Source organism: Sphingopyxis sp. EG6 (assembly GCF_003609815.1).
Classification (GTDB): domain Bacteria; phylum Pseudomonadota; class Alphaproteobacteria; order Sphingomonadales; family Sphingomonadaceae; genus Sphingopyxis.
Genome location: NZ_AP017603.1, coordinates 1,698,066 through 1,715,952 on the forward strand (window position 1 = coordinate 1,698,066; position 17,887 = coordinate 1,715,952).

At 64.4% G+C, this 17,887-nt stretch carries 16 protein-coding genes and 1 pseudogene; 10 read left to right on the forward strand and 7 right to left on the reverse strand.

The features are described 5' to 3' along the window. Window positions 1–38: 38 nt before the first annotated feature. From SPYCW_RS08340 to SPYCW_RS08370, 7 genes are all read left to right on the forward strand, one after another. A complete protein-coding gene (locus SPYCW_RS08340) occupies window positions 39–905 on the forward strand; it encodes a helix-turn-helix domain-containing protein (protein WP_120216398.1) in 867 nt (288 codons plus the stop codon). A gap of 114 nt (window positions 906–1,019) precedes the next feature. Continuing rightward, window positions 1,020–1,964 carry a YbgF trimerization domain-containing protein gene (locus SPYCW_RS08345; protein WP_120216399.1) on the forward strand — a complete coding sequence of 315 codons (945 nt, stop codon included), beginning with the start codon at window positions 1,020–1,022 and terminating at the stop codon, window positions 1,962–1,964. Beyond that, window positions 1,918–2,922, forward strand: a complete 1,005-nt coding sequence (gene tilS / locus SPYCW_RS08350; RefSeq protein WP_120216400.1) for a tRNA lysidine(34) synthetase TilS — start codon at window positions 1,918–1,920, stop codon at window positions 2,920–2,922. The genes SPYCW_RS08345 and tilS overlap by 47 nt, the downstream gene beginning before the upstream one ends. 80 nt (window positions 2,923–3,002) lie before the next feature. Next, window positions 3,003–4,949 (forward strand): ATP-dependent zinc metalloprotease FtsH, encoded by a 1,947-nt coding sequence (ftsH, locus tag SPYCW_RS08355; RefSeq protein WP_120216401.1) that lies wholly within the window; start codon window positions 3,003–3,005, stop codon window positions 4,947–4,949. A 63-nt stretch (window positions 4,950–5,012) separates the two neighbouring features. Beyond that, on the forward strand, window positions 5,013–5,399 hold the full coding sequence (locus SPYCW_RS08360) for a hypothetical protein (protein WP_232014886.1): 387 nt from the start codon (window positions 5,013–5,015) through the stop codon (window positions 5,397–5,399). A 40-nt stretch (window positions 5,400–5,439) separates the two neighbouring features. Further along, complete coding sequence (locus SPYCW_RS08365; RefSeq protein ID WP_120216402.1) at window positions 5,440–5,925, forward strand: hypothetical protein; 486 nt, start codon at window positions 5,440–5,442, stop codon at window positions 5,923–5,925. A gap of 19 nt (window positions 5,926–5,944) precedes the next feature. Beyond that, the gene (locus SPYCW_RS08370) at window positions 5,945–6,550 is read left to right on the forward strand and encodes a DUF3800 domain-containing protein (protein WP_120216403.1); all 606 of its coding nucleotides are present in this window, start codon (window positions 5,945–5,947) and stop codon (window positions 6,548–6,550) included. A 235-nt stretch (window positions 6,551–6,785) separates the two neighbouring features. Here SPYCW_RS08370 and rpoZ read toward each other — a convergent pair whose 3' ends face one another. Continuing rightward, a complete protein-coding gene (gene rpoZ / locus SPYCW_RS08375) occupies window positions 6,786–7,130 on the reverse strand; it encodes a DNA-directed RNA polymerase subunit omega (protein ID WP_120216404.1) in 345 nt (114 codons plus the stop codon). Between the two features lie 141 nt (window positions 7,131–7,271). Between rpoZ and SPYCW_RS08380 the strand changes: the two genes are divergently transcribed. Further along, window positions 7,272–8,468: a phospholipase D-like domain-containing protein gene (locus tag SPYCW_RS08380; RefSeq protein ID WP_120216405.1), complete on the forward strand. Its 1,197-nt coding sequence runs from the start codon at window positions 7,272–7,274 to the stop codon at window positions 8,466–8,468. Here SPYCW_RS08380 and SPYCW_RS08385 read toward each other — a convergent pair. Beyond that, window positions 8,465–9,103, reverse strand: coding sequence for a class I SAM-dependent methyltransferase (locus tag SPYCW_RS08385; protein WP_120216406.1), 639 nt, complete (start codon window positions 9,101–9,103; stop codon window positions 8,465–8,467). The genes SPYCW_RS08380 and SPYCW_RS08385 overlap by 4 nt on opposite strands. A 151-nt stretch (window positions 9,104–9,254) precedes the next feature. On the opposite strand from SPYCW_RS08385, the gene SPYCW_RS08390 reads away from it, so the two are divergent. Beyond that, complete coding sequence (locus SPYCW_RS08390; RefSeq protein ID WP_120216407.1) at window positions 9,255–10,574, forward strand: MFS transporter; 1,320 nt, start codon at window positions 9,255–9,257, stop codon at window positions 10,572–10,574. A 75-nt stretch (window positions 10,575–10,649) separates the two neighbouring features. Here the strand turns inward: SPYCW_RS08390 and SPYCW_RS08395 are convergent, their stop codons facing one another. Then, complete coding sequence (locus tag SPYCW_RS08395) at window positions 10,650–12,977, reverse strand: CDC48 family AAA ATPase (RefSeq protein ID WP_232014887.1); 2,328 nt, start codon at window positions 12,975–12,977, stop codon at window positions 10,650–10,652. Between the two features lie 153 nt (window positions 12,978–13,130). Here SPYCW_RS08395 and SPYCW_RS08400 point away from each other — a divergent pair, with 153 nt between their 5' ends. After that, window positions 13,131–14,009 (forward strand): LysR substrate-binding domain-containing protein, encoded by an 879-nt coding sequence (locus SPYCW_RS08400; RefSeq protein WP_120216408.1) that lies wholly within the window; start codon window positions 13,131–13,133, stop codon window positions 14,007–14,009. A 120-nt stretch (window positions 14,010–14,129) separates the two neighbouring features. On the opposite strand, the pseudogene SPYCW_RS08405 reads toward SPYCW_RS08400, so the two are convergent. From SPYCW_RS08405 to SPYCW_RS08420, 4 genes and pseudogenes are all read right to left on the reverse strand, one after another. Further along, window positions 14,130–14,911, reverse strand: a pseudogene (locus SPYCW_RS08405) (IS5 family transposase). A 356-nt stretch (window positions 14,912–15,267) separates the two neighbouring features. Next, on the reverse strand, window positions 15,268–16,041 hold the full coding sequence (locus SPYCW_RS08410; RefSeq protein WP_232014888.1) for a hypothetical protein: 774 nt from the start codon (window positions 16,039–16,041) through the stop codon (window positions 15,268–15,270). After that, on the reverse strand, window positions 16,034–16,900 hold the full coding sequence (locus SPYCW_RS08415) for a hypothetical protein (RefSeq protein ID WP_120216410.1): 867 nt from the start codon (window positions 16,898–16,900) through the stop codon (window positions 16,034–16,036). Before SPYCW_RS08415 ends, SPYCW_RS08410 begins: the two co-directional genes overlap by 8 nt. A 53-nt stretch (window positions 16,901–16,953) precedes the next feature. After that, entirely contained in the window at window positions 16,954–17,871 is a 918-nt protein-coding gene (locus SPYCW_RS08420; RefSeq protein WP_120216411.1) for a 3'-5' exonuclease, read from the reverse strand. Window positions 17,872–17,887 lie beyond the last annotated feature (16 nt).

Below are 17,887 nucleotides of genomic sequence, written 5' to 3' on the forward strand. Positions count from 1 at the left end.
GTCGACCTGGGTTGCAACCGACCGGCGCGGAGACAGTAATGACGGACGAGGATGTCGCCCCGGAGCAGGGCGAGCTGGCGATCACGCGCACCGGCGATCGGCTTCGGCTGGCGCGGGAAGCGGCGGGATTGTCGCTTGCTGATGTCGCGACGCGGACGCGGATCACGCAGCGGCATCTGTCGGCGATCGAAAAGTCAGATTTTTCGGAGCTTCCAGGTCGTACTTATGTCACCGGCTTTGCCCGCGCCTATGCCCGCGCCGTCGATTTGCCGGAAGCTGAAGTCGGGGCCGCGGTGCGCCGCGAGCTTGAAGAAGACGCCTATGGCGCGCGCCCGCTGTACGAAGCGTATGAACCGACCGATCCGGCCCGGCTGCCCACCGCGCGGATGACCTGGACGCTGGTGATCGTCGCGCTGCTCCTCGCGTCGGCCTATGGCGTGTGGCGGTTCCTGTCGGTCGAACCCGGCGAAGCGCTGGTGGCGGCGCAGAACCGGGCCGCAGAGGAATCGGAAGCACCGCAGAGCGATGTGGTCGCGTTACCCGCCAACAAGGCGGGAACGACGCCGTCGGCGGTTGCCGCCAACGCGCCGGTGGTGCTGACCGGCATTTCGGAAGTCTGGATCGGGTTCGACGATGCGGCGGGCAAGACCGAAAACTGGCGGACGCTCGATCCGGGCGAGACCTATCAGGTGCCGCCCGAATATATTCAGCAATTCACGCTGCGCACCAGTATTCCGCAAGCGCTGAAGGTCACCGTCGGTGGCCGCGACGTTGGCGCGATCGGCCCCGCCGATACGCTGGTCAAGGGCGTTTCGCTGAAGCCCGCCGACCTGTTGGCGCGCACCGAAGGAAACAGCGCGCCCGGTGCCGCGGCGCCCGCGACCCGCGCGCTTCCCAAGGGCTGAAGCGTCCATCTTTTGGGTCGGCACGATCGGCAGCGCACCGAATTGGGTTTGCGCTGCCGCACTTTGCCGCGTTATGAACGACAAAATGGTTAATTGGTGGGGGCCGAACGGCAAATGAAAATGCGTCAGATCACTTTCCTTGGAGCTGCGACGCTTGCGCTTGCGGCGACCATGCCCGCGCAGGCGCAGGACGGCGCGATCGACAAGCGCGTCGAACGGCTCGAAAAGGAAATGCGGGCGGTCCAGCGCTCGGTGTTCCCCGGCGGCAGTCCGACCTTTTTCGAAGGCGAGATCGCGCCCGACAACACCCCCGGTGAACGCGCGCGCAGCAACGCACCGGTGATCGACCTGACGGCGCGCGTCGATGCCTTGGAAAGCCAGCTCCAGGCGCTGACCGGCCAGACCGAGCAGAATGCGTTTCAGCTACGCGAGCTCGAAAAGCGGTTCACTGCTTACAAGGCGGAGATGGACAAGCGCTTTGCCGAGCCCGAGCCCGCCGCAACGCCCGCCAGCCTCTCCCCGGCCCCGACCGTGAAGCCGCCGGCGACGACATCGACCGCCGCCGCCACGCCCGCGAAGAAGCCCGCGACGCCTGCCGCGAAACCGGCGGCAACGACGCCCAACGCGGCGCGCCTGGCGCTGGTCAAGAAGGTCGAGATCCCCGCGACCGGAAACGAAACCAAAGACGCCTATGATTACGGCTATCGGCTGTGGGAAGCGAAGCTGTATCCCGAGGCGCAGGCGCAACTGAAGCAGGTCGTGACCAAATGGCCCAGCAGCAGCCACGCGAGCTTTGCCCAGAATCTGCTCGGCCGCGCCTATCTCGATGAAGGCAAGCCCAGCCTTGCGGCGGTGGCTTTCTACAACAATTACAAGGACCGCCCCAGCGGCGCCCGCGCGCCGCACAGCCTGATGTACATGGGGGTCGCGCTCGACAAGCTCGGCCGCAAGGCCGACGCCTGCAAGGCGTTTCGCGAACTCGAAGAAGTCTATGGCGACAAGGCGCCACAGGATGTCCGGACCGATGCAGCCGCCGCAAAAACAAAAGCAGGCTGCTGACCGCGACAGCGCCGAACGGCTGGCGGGCGACCTGCGCGCGCTCGTCGGGCCCGAATGGCACCGCTTGCATTATGGCATTGCCGTGTCGGGCGGCCCCGACAGCATGGCGCTGCTGTGGCTGATGGCGACGCTGCTGCCCGGACAGGTCTGGGCCGCGACCGTCGATCATGGCCTGCGCAAAGGGTCGGACGAGGAAGCGCGCATGGTCGCGAGCTTCTGCAACCGCGAACATATCCCCCATTCGACCCTGCGCCCCGCCGCACCGATCAAGGGATCGTTGCAGGCCGCGGCGCGCGCCGAGCGTTACCATCTGCTCGACCAGTGGCGGGGCGCCAATGCGCTCGACCATATCCTGACCGCGCATCATGCCGACGATCAGCTGGAAACGGTCGTGATGCGGCTGAATCGCAGCAGCGGCGTTGGCGGCCTCGCAGCGATTCGATCGCGCAACGGCGTCGTGATGCGGCCCTTGCTCCATTGGCGACGCGACGATCTCGTCGCGCTGGCGCTCGACAATGACCTGCCCTTTGTCGACGACCCGTCGAACAGCAACAACCGCTTCGATCGCGCCCGTTTGCGCAAAGCATTGAAGTCGCAGACGATTCTCGATCCCGCCGCCGCGGCGCGATCGGCGGACTGGCTCGCCGAAGCCGACGAGGCGCTCGATTGGGCGGTCGAGCGGCTGGTCGCATCCTGGCCAGACGCGTCGGACATCGCGGTGATCCGGAACGAATCCTACCCGCCCGAAATGTTTCGCCGCATCGTCGCGCTACGGCTGCGCGCCAATGCGGCGCAACTGGCGATCCGCGGCGCCTCGCTCGACGGCGTGATCGCCGCGATGCACAAGGGCAAGCGCGCGATGGTCGGCTCGCTGCTGATCGACCCGGTTCGCGGTTTCGAAGGGACGATTTGGCGTATTTCTGCGGCACCGCGCCGGAAACCGCCAAAAAAGGGCTGACTGGCTCATTGTCATTTAACGCTACCGCCCTATCTTGGTGGCAGTGGGCGCGGCGCCGCGCCGATTAGGAAAGTACTCGCATGCAGGACGACAAGGAACCACAGGGCAACCCCTGGATGAAGAGCGTGATGATCTGGAGCGGCATCTTGCTTGCCATGCTCCTCGTCGCCTCGATGTTCGGTGGCGCCGCGCAGCCCGCGGGCAGCGCGCTGGCCTATTCCGAGTTCCGCCAAAAGGTCGAGGAAGGCGCCGTCAAGGACGTCGTGCTGTCCGAAGACAAGGTGACGGGTACGCTGTCGAACGGCGACCGCTTCACCGCCAATGTCGTGCGCGACCCCGACCTGCTCAAGATGCTCAACGACAATGGCGTCAAATATGACGGCAAGGCGACCGAAGCGCCGAATTTCTGGATGTATATGCTCATCCAGTCGCTGCCGTTCATCCTGATCCTGGGCATCGCTTTCTTCGTGTTCCGCCAAGTTCAGAAAAACAATGGATCGGGTGCGATGGGCTTTGGCAAGTCGCGCGCCAAGATGCTCACCGAAAAACAGGGCAAGGTGACCTTTGACGACGTTGCGGGCATCGACGAGGCGCGCGAGGAACTCGAAGAAATCGTCGAATTCCTGCGCGATCCGACCAAATTTTCACGCCTCGGCGGCCAGATCCCGAAGGGCGCATTGCTCGTTGGCTCGCCCGGCACCGGCAAGACGCTGCTCGCCCGGGCGATCGCGGGCGAAGCGGGCGTTCCCTTCTTCACCATTTCGGGCTCGGACTTCGTCGAAATGTTCGTCGGCGTCGGCGCCAGCCGCGTCCGCGACATGTTCGAACAGGCGAAGCGCAATGCGCCGTGCATCGTGTTCATCGACGAAATCGACGCGGTCGGTCGTCATCGCGGCGCAGGCCTTGGCAACGGCAATGACGAGCGCGAACAGACGCTCAACCAGCTGCTCGTCGAAATGGACGGGTTCGAGGCCAATGAAGGCATCATCATCGTCGCAGCGACCAACCGCCCCGACGTGCTCGACCCTGCCCTCCTCCGCCCGGGCCGTTTCGACCGCCAGGTCGTCGTGCCGCGCCCCGACATCGAGGGCCGCCAGAAAATTCTCGAGGTCCACACGCGCAAGAAGCCGATCGCGCCCGACGTCGATCTGCGCCGCGTGGCGCGTGGCACGCCGGGCTTCTCCGGCGCCGATCTGGCTAATCTTTGCAACGAAGCGGCGCTGCTCGCGGCGCGCAAGGGCAAGCGCCTGATCGCGAATGACGAGTTCGAAGAGGCAAAGGACAAGGTCATGATGGGCGCCGAGCGGCGTTCGATGGTGATGACCGAGGACGAGAAGAAATCGACTGCCTATCATGAAGCCGGTCACGCGCTCGTTTCGCTGCACGTCGACGGCTGCGATCCGCTCCACAAGGTGACGATCATCCCGCGCGGCCGCGCGCTGGGCGTGACGTGGAACCTGCCCGAACGCGATCGTTATTCGATGAGCATGAAGCAGATGAAGGCGCGGCTCGCGCTCTGCTTTGGCGGGCGCATCGCCGAACAGCTGATCTATGGCAAGGACGAGCTCAACACGGGCGCGTCGAACGACATCCAGCAGGCGACCGACATGGCCCGATCGATGGTCATGGAATATGGCATGTCGGAAAAGCTCGGCTGGCTGCGTTATCGCGACAATCAGGACGAAGTGTTCCTGGGCCATAGCGTGTCCCGCGCGCAGAATATGTCGGAAGAAACCGCCAAGCTGATCGACGCCGAAGTCCGCCGCCTGGTCGAGGAAGGCGAAAAGACCGCGCGCAAAGTGCTGACCGACCATCTCGACGAGCTCCACCTGCTCGCCGCCGCGCTGCTTGAGTATGAAACGCTGTCGGGCGACGAATCGCGCCGCGCGATCAAGGGCGAGGACATCGGGCGCGAGGACGATGCCGACAAGCGTGGCACGCCGGTGTCGGGCCACGCGGGTTCCCTGCCTCAGATCAAGCGCAAGCCGCGCGGACCGTTCGGCGATCCGAAGCCCCAAGGCGCATAAGCCTTTGGCGCCTGGCGCGTTCGATTCAGGGGTTATTCATTGGCTGACGGCAAGTTGCGGCGCATGACCTTCCGGAAACGCGCGCGCATCTTGCCCATCCTGCTCGCCGCGCCGTTGCTGTGCGCGATGGCGCCGGGCGACATGAGCGTCGCCGCGTTTCTGGTGCGCGCCGACGCGCTCGAGCGGCTTGGCCCGCTCGCGCTTGCAACGCCGCAGGGAAACCAGCTGAAGGGCGAAGTGATCGCGGCGGGCAAACGCTATAAGGCCCGCATCGACGCCGACCGCCGCGCCGGGCGTAAAACGACGAGTTGCCCGCCCGAATCGGGAACGCTCACCCCCGATCAATGGCTCAGCCATCTGCGTTCCTATCCCGCCGCCGCGCGCAAGAAGGTCAGCGTTTATTGGGCCTTCGACGCGCTGATGAAGAAACGCTATCCCTGCCCCGCCTGATACGCCAAAGGTGCGGACACGGATCAGGAGAGAGACAGCGATGACTGGAAAACGGTGGGGCATTTGGGCTGCGGCAGGGCTTCTGATGATCGGCGCCCAACCGGCGCTGGCACAAAGCACCAGCGCGCTGACGACCAAGGTCGAAGTGGAAAAATCCGTCGCAGGCCCGGACGGCCAGCCCGCCGCCAAAAGTTACCACACGCCCGACGTCGTCGTCCCCGGCGACCGGGTGCGCATCTCGCTCAATTTCACCAACAATGGCGCGCAGCTCGCTTCGGGTGTCGTGATCTCCAATCCGATCCCGGCGGCGCTGCTGTTCGACGGCACGGACGATCCAGCGGGCTTTGGCGTTTCGGTCGATGGCGGCAAGCAGTTCGCGCCGCTGGGCGCGCTGAGCGTGCCGGTCGAAGGCGCGGCGCCGCGGCCTGCGACCTTGGCCGATGTTACCCACGTCCGCTGGACATGGGCTGACGCGATCGCGCCCGGACAAAGCCGCTCGGTCGCGTTCTTCGGGCGCGTCCGGTAAACGGACGGCGACCTGGCCGGTGACGATCTATTGCGACGAATCGGGCGGGCTTAACGCAGGGGCGATGACCTTTGCCGCGGTGATGCTGACGCCCGATGCGGCCGCTGACATCCATGAGCGGTTTCGCAGCGTCACGGGACTGCGCGGGGAACTGAAAGGCAGCCGGATCAGCATCGTCGAGCGCGCCTATCTGCTCGAACTCTTCGATCGCGCCGGCGGACGCGCGTGGGTCGCGGTGGCGAAGCGCGATGCGCTCGCCAAAAATCCGGGCGGAACATTGCCCAGCGACCTCGCACTCTACGCGGCGCTGCTCGATCTCGCGGTCGGGCGCTGGCTGCCCGAAACCGGCGGCGTGTGCACCGATGTGGTCATCGACGAAGGTCGCTACGATCCAACGATTCTCGCGAAGGTGCGCGCGGACATTCAGTCGGGGCTTGGCCAGTGGGGCCGCGCCTCGCTGGCCGACAGTCGCCGCAGCGACGGGGTGCAGATCGCCGATGTGATCGCCAACAGCCTGTTCAACATCGCCGTCGCCTCACCGCGCGCACGGCGTATCCAGCGGATCATCGATCCCATGCTGGCATCGAGGGCGATCCGCGTCGCGGAGTTGACGCAGATTGCGTAGCTGAGCGCTAGATTGGGGTAGATCCCCGACCGTCTCCTATTTCCGTTCGTGTCGAGCGAAGTCGAGACACGCCGACCGCCCACGCCAAGCCACGCGTATCTCGACTTCGCTCGATACGAACGGGGACTGGATTGCGCGGCGGCTTATCGTCGATAGCCGACATCACACGTACACCTGGCCCCAACAAAAAGGGCCGCAGTTTTCCGCGGCCCCTTCGTATCGCTATTAGCAGTGCTTATTCAAAGTCGCTGCCACCGCCCGCGGGGCTGCGCGGCGGCGCGGCGGCGGTCAGGCGGAGGGCTTCAGCCGAGCGGCTGATCGAGCTGATTTCGTCCGGCGTATCATCGTCGTCGATCACAACCTTCTGCAGCGTCGAAACCAGCATTTCCTTGAGGTCCTTCGGACGCACGGTCTGTTCGGCGATTTCGCGCAGCGCCACGACGGGGTTCTTGTCGCGGTCGCGATCGACGGTCAGTTCCGAACCGCCCGAAATCTCGCGCGCGCGGTGCGCGGAGAGCAGGACCAGGTCGAAACGGTTGGGAATCTTGTCGACGCAATCCTCGACGGTAACGCGGGCCATGTTGTTTCCTTAAAGATACAGGAGAGGCCAGCCCTTTATGGAGGCGTGGCGGCAAGCGCTGCGCGCTAGCAGGACGGCCCGCCGCTGTCAATAAAAGCGCTGGCCTTGCGGGGCTCGCGCCGCGACGCCTATGAGCGGAGGATGAGCGACGCGCCCTGCCCCGCCAGCGATTCCGCCACGCTGACCGCCGACGTCGCGGGCCATCGGCTGGAGGTCATCGTCGATGGCGACCAGCGGCTCGACCATATCCTGACGCTGTTGAACGGTGCGATCCGCAGCATCGACATCATCATGTATATTTTCGAACATGACGGCGCCGGAACGCGGGTGCTCGATGCGATGACCATCGCAGCGCGGCGCGGCGTGCGCGTCCGCGCGGTGATCGACAGCTTCGGATCGTCTGATATTTCCGACAGCATCTTTACCCCCCTGCGCGAAGCGGGCGGCAGCGTGACCTTTTTCTCGCGGCGCTGGCGGTCGAGCTATTTGATCCGCAACCACCAGAAATTGCTGCTGATCGACGAGACGGTGGCGATAACCGGCGGCTTCAACATCGCCGCACCCTATTTGGGGACACAGCCCGACAATTGCTGGTTCGACCTGGGGATCGTGGTTCGCGGTCCATCGGTGACGCGGATGGTCGCCTGGTTCGAGGCGATCCACGACTATACGGTGAACCACGACGGCAAGCTGTTGATGCTGCGCCGCCTGATCCGCGAATGGCCGGTCGAGGCAGGGCCGGTCACCTGGCTCGTCGGCGGCCCGACGCAGCGGCTGTCGCCGTGGGCGCGGGCGGTGCGCACCGACCTAACCGGCGCGCGGCAACTCGACATGGCGATGGCCTATTTCTCGCCCGGGCAGGGCATGTTGCGGCGACTGGGACGGGTTGCGCGCGACGGGCGCGCGCGCTTCATCATGGCGGCGAAATCCGACAATGCCGCAACAATCGGCGCCTCGCGCCTGCTCTATGGCTATCTGCTGCGCAAAGGCGCGCAGATCTGGGAATATCAGCCGTGCAAGCTGCACATGAAGCTGATCGTGATCGACGATGCCGTCTATATCGGCACCGCAAATTTCGACATGCGCAGCCTGTTCGTGAATGTCGAAGTGATGCTGCGCGTCGCCGACGCCGGTTTTGCGGCGCAAATGCGCGGCTTCATCGCGGCGCAGCAGCCGGAGTGCGAGAATATCACGCGTGCTTCGCACAAGGCCCGCGCGGGCTGGCTCACCCGGCTACGCTGGACGTTGGCGTGGTTCGTGGTGGGTGCCGCGGATTATACCGTGTCGCGGCGGCTGAACTTCGGTCTCGGTGAGCCCGATCCCGATCTGGAAGTTTAGTCTTTCCAGCCCCAGAACAGGAAGCATGGGGGCACGTTCACCCATTCGAACGCATTGTCGATGCGGGCGAAGTGCGGCGCCAGAAAATCGCGCGCTCGGGCGCGGAATTGATAGACGAGGAACGCGCCGCCGGGGCGCAGGACGCGGTGCGTTGCGGCAGCGATCGCCGGACCGACGCCGGCGGGCAAAGTCGAAAAGGGTAGCCCGGACAGCACATAGTCGGCCTTTTCAAAGCCATGCGCCGCGATGATGTCTTCCACCTCGGCTGCCGACCCATGGACCGCGATAAAGCGGCTGTCGCGGATGTCCTTCCGCAGATAATCGATGAAATCCTCGTTGGTGTCGATCGCGATCAGCGTCGCATCGCCCGCCATGCGTTCGAGTACCGGACGGCAAAAGGTGCCGACCCCGGGGCCATATTCGACGAACAGTTTCGTGTTCTTCCAATCGACGGGGCGCAGCATGTGACGGATCAGCGTCGGCGACGACGGCACGATCGATCCCACCATGACCGGATGCTTGATGAAGCCGCGGACGAACATGCCCCACGGCCCGAAAAAGCGTTTGAAGCCCTCGCGCAGCCGACGGGCCAGCGGGGCTTTCGTTTCTTGGGCCTGCGCCCGCGGATTGGTCATGGTGGCTTTCGCGTTGTTGCGGTTGCCGTGGGCGTGGCAAAAACAGCGCGCGGGCGCAAGGAAAGAGTCTGTCTTGACTCTGGACAGTGGGGCGCCCGCGTGTAGGGAAAGGCCGGGTTGCGCAGGTTGAACAGCAAAGGGGATTTCCGGCATGGCGACTCTATCGCGCTCGATCCCCGCCGACCGCATGGCGGTGCTGTTCGCCGTGATGCTGGTCGCCGCCGCGGGCAATACCGCAATGCAGTCGATCCTGCCTGCGATCGGCGCCAAATTGCATATTCCCGATGTGTGGGTCAGCCTGGCGTTCAGCTGGTCGGCGCTGCTGTGGGTGATGACCGCACCCTATTGGGCGCGTCAGTCGGACCGGCGCGGGCGCAAGGCGCTGATGGCGCTGGGGGTCGTTGGTTTCATGCTGTCGATGGCGTTTTGCGGGCTGGCGCTGTGGGCGGGGCTGGCGGGCTATCTCGCCGCCGGAACCACCTTCATCATCTTTGCCCTGTTCCGCAGCCTGTACGGCGGGCTGGGGTCGGCCGCGCCGCCCGCGGTCCAGGCCTATGTCGCATCGCGCACCGATCCGGAGGAGCGCACGCAGGCGCTGTCACTCGTTTCCTCGTCGTTCGGGCTGGGAACAGTCATCGGCCCGGCAATCGGACCGCTGTTCATCCTCCCCTTCGTCGGACTCTCCGGGCCGCTGCTCGTGTTTGCACTGATCGGCCTGATCGTGCTCATCATGCTGCGCTGGCGGCTGCCCGACGATGTGCCAAGGTTCGCCGCGCGCGGCGCGATCGCGGCCTATCCGACCGCGGCAGGATCGCCCGCATCGGCCAGTAACGACAGTGACGACGGCATGGTCGACAGCGACGCCCCCGCCCCGACCCCGCTGCGCTGGACCGACAAACGCGTGCGGCCGTGGATGCTCGCCGGCCTCTATGGCGGGCAAGCGCAGGCGATGATGCTGGGCGTGATCGGCTTTCTGATCCTCGACCGGCTCGAGCTTCGTCCGCGCCCCGACGAGGGCGCCGCCATGACCGGCATCGTGCTGATGGCGGGCGCCTTTGCCACGCTGTTGTCGCAATGGGGCCTGATCCCGTTGCTCAAGCCTTCGGCGCGCACCGCGGTGCTGATCGGCGCCGCGCTGGGCGCCAGCGGTTTGATCATCACCGGGGTCGCGCAGGATCTACACGGCATCGTGATCGGCTTCGCGCTCGCCTCGCTCGGCTTCGGACTTTTCCGCCCCGGCTTTACCGCGGGCGCCTCGCTATCGGTGCCGCGCCGCGATCAAGGCAGCGTTGCAGGGATGACCGCATCGATCAACGGATCGGCCTATATCGTCTCCCCGGCGATCGGGGTGCTGCTCTATAACTGGCACCCGATGGTAGCTTATGGCCTGATGGCGGGGTTCTGCGGCTGGCTGGTGCTGTGGGGCTGGTCCGCGCTGCGCTTGGACCAGCCCGAAACCAAATCGCCGTAGCCCTGAACCTGTCGAAGGGCGCCTATCCGGATAAGCGCCCTTCGACAGGCTCAGGGCTACGGTTTGACTTCGACGCTAATCCTTCACCACGTCGTCCGAATGCTTCTGCTCGCGCACCGGCTTGAGCATGCCGGGCGCAAAAAAGCCGATCGGATTGACGCTCATCGCCGCCTGCTTGATCTCGCCCTGAATCTTTTCATAATCCTTTTCCATCGCTTCGGTGACCGAGGCGCGGGTATCCTTCAGCGCCGTTTCGAAATCCGCCATCGTCACCGCGTCGCTGTTGATTGACCGCTTGAGCGCAGCGAGACCGGCGCGGCGGGTCAGGTCTTCCAGATCGGCGCCGGTAAAGCGGTCGGCCTTCTCCGCCAGCGCCGCCAGATCGACGTCGCCCGCCAGCGGCATCTTGGCGGTCTGGATTTCGAGGATGCGGCGGCGCCCGTCCTTGTCCGGCACCGAAACATAGATCAGCTCGTCGAGCCGACCGGGCCGCAGGAGCGCCGGGTCGATCAGGTTCGGGCGGTTGGTCGCACCGATGACGACCACCGACTGCATCTCCTCGATCCCGTCCATCTCCGCCAGGATCGTGTTGACGACACGTTCGGTCACCTGCGGCTCGCCCGATGTGCCGCTGCCGCGGGCGGGGACCAGGCTGTCGAGCTCGTCGATAAAGATTATCGTCGGCGCCACAGCGCGCGCACGGGCGAACAGCCGGGCAATCTGCTGCTCGCTCTCGCCATACCATTTCGACAGCAAGTCGGACGACTTGATCGAGATGAAATTGGCGTCGGACTCGCGCGCCGCCGCCTTGGCCAGCAGGGTCTTTCCGGTCCCGGGCGGGCCGTAGAGCAGAAAGCCCTTGGCGGCCCGGATGCCCAGCCGCCGAAAGGCTTCGGGATGCTTGAGCGGCAGCTCGACCCCTTCGATCAACTTTTCACGCGCCGCATCCAGCCCGCCGATGTCGCTCCATCGCGTCGTCGGCGCCTGCACCATCACCTCGCGCATCGCGGACGGCTGCACGCGTTTCAGCGCATTGCTGAAATCATCGCGCGTGACACGCAATTCCTCCAGCACCTCCGGCGGGATCGTCCCTTCGGCGAGGTCGAGCTTCGGCATGATTCGCCGCACCGCCTCGATCGCCGCTTCGCGGGTCAGCGACGCCATGTCGGCGCCAACAAAACCAAAGGTGGTCCGCGCGAGTTCCGCAAGGTCCACGTCAGCCGACAGCGGCATCCCGCGCGTGTGGATACCCAATATTTCCCGCCGTCCGCTTTCGTCGGGAACCCCAATCACGATCTCACGATCGAAGCGGCCCGGACGGCGCAGCGCCTCGTCGATCGCGTCGGGGCGGTTCGTCGCAGCGATGACGACCAGGTTGGTGCGCGGCTCCAACCCGTCCATCAAGGTCAGCAACTGCGCGACGAGGCGTTTTTCGGCCTCGCCCGTCACCTGCCCGCGCTTCGGCGCGATCGAATCGATCTCATCGATGAACAGGATCGACGGCGCGGCCTTTGCCGCCTGTTCAAAAATATCGCGCAGCCGCTTTTCGGATTCGCCATAGGCCGAACCCATGATTTCGGGGCCGTTGATCAGGAAAAACTGCGCCTCGCTCTCGTTGGCGACCGCGCGCGCCAGCCGCGTCTTGCCGGTCCCCGGCGGGCCATGGAGCAGCACCCCCCGCGGCGGGTCGACGCCCAGGCGGCGGAACAATTCGGGATAGCGTAGCGGCAGTTCGACCATCTCGCGCAGCTGGTCGATCGTTTCGCCCAGCCCGCCCAGATCGTCGTACGTAACATCGGTGCGGCGCGCATCCTGCGGCTCCTGATATTCGGGCAGCAGTTCGATTTCGGTGTTTTCGTCGATGAACACGACCCCCTTGGGCGCCGCGGAGACGACGACCAACCGCACTTCGGCGAGCGCATAGGCGGGCGCATTGAGCATCTCGCGCAGCTGCTGCGGCATATCGCCCGATTCGAGCCGCTGCTGGCCCGCGGTCGCGACGGTATCGCCGGTGACCACCGGGCGGCCAAAAAAGCTGCGCTTCAGTGCGTTCGCCGATCCCTGCAAACGCAGATTTTCCTGCGCGGGGGCGAACACGACGCGCGTCGCCGGGCGGGCTTCGACGCGGCTCAGCACCACCATATCGCCCGCACCCGCGCCGGCATTCGCGCGCTGCAACCCGTCGAGGCGGATAACCTCCAGCCCCTCATCCTCGGCATAGGGGGCGACGACGCGCGAGGCAGTCTGGCGCTTGCCGCTGATCTCGACGATATCGCCCTCGGTCACGCCCAACTGGGCCATCGCCGAGCGCGGGATGCGCGCTATGCCGCCACCGCTTTCTTCGGCGCGCGAATTCGCCACCTGCAGTTTCACCTGTTTTTCTTTTACCGCGGCGTCGGCCAAGGCGCGTCTCCCTCAAAAAGGTCAGAATGCCGAAGATAGGGAGGTCGTTCCCGATTTGCGACCCCTCGCCCGCGTCGCGCCGTTCGCAATCCTATGACGCACTGCACAAAATTGTGGCACATCGCGCGGCGGCATGTATCATCGGCGCCCGATATGCCCCGCCTTCCTCCCCTCAGCAGCATGGAAGCCTTTCTGGAGGTCGCGCGCCACGGCACCGTCAAGGCCGCCGCGATCGAGCTTGGCCTGTCGATGCCCGCGCTGTCGCGGCGCATCCAGACGCTCGAACATGCCGTCGGGCGGCCGCTGTTCAACCGCCATCACCATGGGCTCAGCCTGACCGAGGCGGGGCGCGCGCTGCAGGGCCAGCTGGCGCCGATCCTCGACGAATTGCGCACCGTGATCGGCCAGGTCGGCAGCCCCGACGCATCGCTGCGCCTGCACCTCAATGTGCTGCCGCTCTTTGCCCAGCAACGTCTGTTCCCGCGCCTGCCCGAACTGCGCCGCGAACATCCCGAACTGCACATTGATATCGACACGATGTCGCATGCCGAAGCACGGCTGGGCGACGGCATCGACGCCGCGATCGCGCTGGCACGCTCGATCGACCCCGCGCTTTATGCGGCGCGGCTCGATCAGGACAAGGTGTTCCCGATTGCGGCGCGCACGCTCACCGACGGAAATCGCGCCATCGCTGTTCCCGAACAATTGCAGCGCATGACGGTGCTGCTCCACCGCGAAATGCCGGAAACCTTCACCGAATGGAAAAAGGCGATCGGCATGCCGTATCTGGAGCCTGCGGGAATCGACTATTTCGATTCGGGACCGCTGATGCTCGAGGCGGCGGCGCAGGGCATCGGCATCGCGTTCATGCACGGCCATCATCTCGACGATGCCAACGATCCGCGGCTGGTCCGCCTGTTCGATTTCGACGTCGACAGCCCGTACAGCTATTGGTTCGTCTGCCGCCCGCGCGCGCTGCGCCAGCCCGCGGTAAAGCTGTTTCACGACTGGTTGCTTGCGGCGAAGATATAGGGAAATGCCGTTGCCCCTTACGACGTTCGCAAGGGGCAATCAGTATATCAAGGAGTTATGGCCCAATCTGCTACTTAAGCGAAGTGGGATTTTCAGCACCCTTGCCACTTATCAAGTTCGCTAGGTCGTGTTGACAAAAGATTTCAGCCATAGTCGCATGGCGGCGAGGTTGAGGAAGCTCTCGAACGAGAGCAGGGTTTTGTCATAGCGTGTTGCAATGCGTCGTTGCTGTTTTAGCTTGCCGAACATGCGCTCGACGCGGTTGCGGTCCTTGTAGCGGCGATAGTCGGGATGCTCTGGCACCTTGCGGTTCGAGCGAGGCGGGATGATCGGCAGGATGCCCCGGACCAGCAGGCTTTCCCGGAAGCGATCACCATCATATCCCTTGTCCGCGAGCAGCGCCTTGGGTGTGGCGACGGGGATCGCCATCAGCGGTTCGGCAGCAGTGTAATCGGAAGCCTCGCCGCCGGTCAGGATGAAGCCGACAGGCAGTCCTTGATTGTCGCAGCGGGCGTGGATTTTGCTCGTAAAGCCGCCGCGTGATCGACCAAGAGCGTTCGCACAAGCCCCCCTTTTCCGCCCGCTGCCGAGACGTGGCCGCGAACGCTGGTGCTGTCGATCATGTGTTGCCAGTCGTCGGTTAGACCCAGATCGACCAGTGTTTGCAGCAGGGCATCCCAGACACCCTGTTCGGCCCAGCGCCGGAAGCGGACATAGACCGAGTTCCACTTGCCGTAGCGCTCGTGCATGTCGCGCCAGGGGCAGCCGACCCGCAGCACGTGAAGCATTCCATTGAGGAACCGCCGGTTATCGCCCGCCGGCCGCGCCCAACGACCGCGCTCAGGCGGCAGCAGCGGCCCAATCAGATCCCACTCCGCTTCCGACAAATCCCCGCGACCCATGACTGCTCCTCAAAAAGCAGTCTTGAATCAGAAGTCGACGCGATTGGGAATCCCTTTTGTCAACACGGCCTAATTTAAACACAATAAGCGATCATGCTGGTTGGCATGGGGCTGGCTGATTACGCCAGTCAGCATACGCAATGCGTTGTTTATTTGGGTATAGTGCGCGTGGTTTAGCGTCCCTGCTAAACAATACCAGCACGAGCGCGCCCTCAATTGCGAAGGCGAACCAGACGTCATTGCGATGAACTGTCCCGCCATTGAGACAAGAATGCCAGTTCATCAGGACGGAGTATTTCCACGCCAGATTATTGGGCTGCGCCTCGCCGAAGCGGCGCCTACCCCACCGTGCGGAGTCACCGAGCCAGGCCGCCCGCTCCGACGATGACGGACAACAAATGGCTTGTCAGCGCAGACGCACCCCTTCGGTAGGCGATTTCACCCCAATCATCCCATCTGTGCACTCGCTCGGCGAGCCAGGCGAAGAGATCATCGCGCGATTTTGCATCGGCGAAGGACTGCGACCACGCGATATTGCGCGTCGGCATCCGCGCGCCAACCTTAAGTCCGGTCAACGTCACCAGGTATCGCCTTCCCAGATGTTCGCGCGCGAACAGATGGCGACGAAATCCAACCTGCTGCTCAAAGGTGTTTAGTGCCCGCTCCCGTGCCGCGGCGTCGAGCCCCACGCTCGCACTTATCGCGGCGACAACCCCCGCCATTGGCAAGCGCTCGAATTCCGGCTCGCGCGTGGCCTGCAGCATCATGAGGACGGACCTGCCCAATGAGCTCAGCCCCCCACCGAAGAGGTCCCTCACCGCCGATGTCTCGACCATACCGATGCTGGCGAGCCAGCACAGATAGAATCGCCAGAACATCATGTCGCCGCCGAAAACATCGTGGTTGCTCTCCGTGCCAAACCAGCGCGCATTGATCGCGGTCATGACCCTCAGCATCAGTTCATGCTGTTCGGGTGCGAAGTGGACCGGCGGGAATCCAAGTTCTCCCTCCCAGAAGGCGTCCCTGACGCTCGCCCAATTTCGTCCCGACGCATCCTCGTAGCCGCGCGGATTGGCTCGAAGCCACCAGCCCCACGGGAGTTCGCCGACGTGACGCTCAAAGTCAGCCACGGCCACCCCCGCGACGAGGGTCGAGGCCGAGCGGCGGCGGCGCGCCATCGCGCGCGGGCGCCGCGCCTCCTTCAGCGATTGCTCGCAGCTGAGCTGCGAGGGCGACCGTTTCCCTGACAACATATGCGTCGTCGCGATATATCCGTCCAAGCTCCGAGGACTTCGATCCGGAGGAATTCGGCCTGGCGTTCGGAATAAGATCGTAGGCATGATCGCAACTGAAGCCGAACCACCACGCATGCGAATCTTCGACCCGGTGGTCGGTTGCGTGTTCTACCGGATGGTAGACCGCCGATCGTAATGTCACGTGGCAGATGCGGCGCGCCTCGACGGCTAACCGACGCGTCGGACTCGGCCCTTCTTCGCACAGTCTTGAATAAGTCAAACCGCCATGCACATCGATTCCTATGTCCGGCGGAACTGCGTTTGCATCCCAGCCCCAGAGAGGGTGATCCTGTGGAATGCCGACATATCCGCAGAGAAAGCCATTGTCCGTGTTACGCAACATGATGCAGTCATAGCCACTCACCTCGTCGCGCCAGCTGACCTTGTCCGCCTCTCCGAGCCACGCGCCCTTGCCACCGGGCCGCGCGGCCCGATCGTAGAATATTTCTTCCGCGGGAACGACGCATTCGCGGGTTGCATAGGCTCGGCCGGTGACGACACCGACGCCGTCTTCTCGCGCGACTTCGCCCCCAACGCCGATTAGTTTTGCCAGAGCGAGTTCGGAGTCGACGATCGGCAGCAGCGTGTCGTCCGTGGCGGGCGCGACCGCAAGCATGGCGGCCTTTCGCTTGACAGGCACCTTATGCCTGCCGGTCGGGACGAGCGCGGTCGCCTTGGTGGACCTTTTGGTCATGCCTTTTCTCCAGTCTAATAAGGTGTCGATGCGCATAGTTTCGGACTGAGCGTTCATGGCGGTCGGTTGGATGGCGCTGTTGGTGCGTAGCGTTCCCGCCACGTCAGCCGCTCGATTATCGGACCAAGAGCTCGGGGATTGGCCTCCATCGAGTAGACATGGCTGGCAAGCCACCATTCCTCCTCGGCGCGACGGGCGTCGGGCACTTCTCGCCACCAGCATTTCGGATTGCTCGCAGCGTCCCAGCGGTAGCCCCGCAGTCGCAGCAAGTCCTTCACCTCAAAGGAGGCGCCGACCGCGCGGAATCGCCAGCTGGGCGCGCGGGCGGTGGTGAGCATCTGCGCGAGCGCAGTCGTGCCATCAGGCATGTTCTGTCGTAGAATTTGGATCACCGCGTCGACATCGTCCACAGCGCGGTGCGCACCGTGGAAGTATCCGCTCTGCGCCAGAAGCCACCCCAGCGACCGGCCGTCAAAACCATTGGCGCGCCAGTCGATGTCATTGCAGCTGCAGCACCAAGCGAGCCCTGCAGCTTCTGGTAGTCGGCGTTCTACATGACGACGATCGAAGGAAGCATTGTGCGCGCAGACAAATGTAGCGGATTTGAGAAGTCGCAGGGCCACCCCGTCGTCGATGGATTTACCGGCCAGGTCGGCGTTGGTAATGCCAGTTAGGCGCACAATGTCCTCGGGCAGTTCGCATCCCGGATCCTCTAACCACGAGTATGGCCGGTCGATCTTGACGATCACGCCAGCGGGGTCGACGCGGAATCGCCGCAACGCGAGTTCGATGATCGCGTCCTCATCACCGATGCCGGTTGTCTCGCAGTCGACGGCAACGCCGATAAAGGTATCGACCCGGCCGCCGACGCCGGTCTCGCCCTCGCGGACATCGAGCCGGCGCAGCAGGCGCACATCGTCATCGCCGTTCGGCACGCACAGCGCACCCGGATCAGGAACCTCGTCCTGCATGGTTGTCTCCGATCGT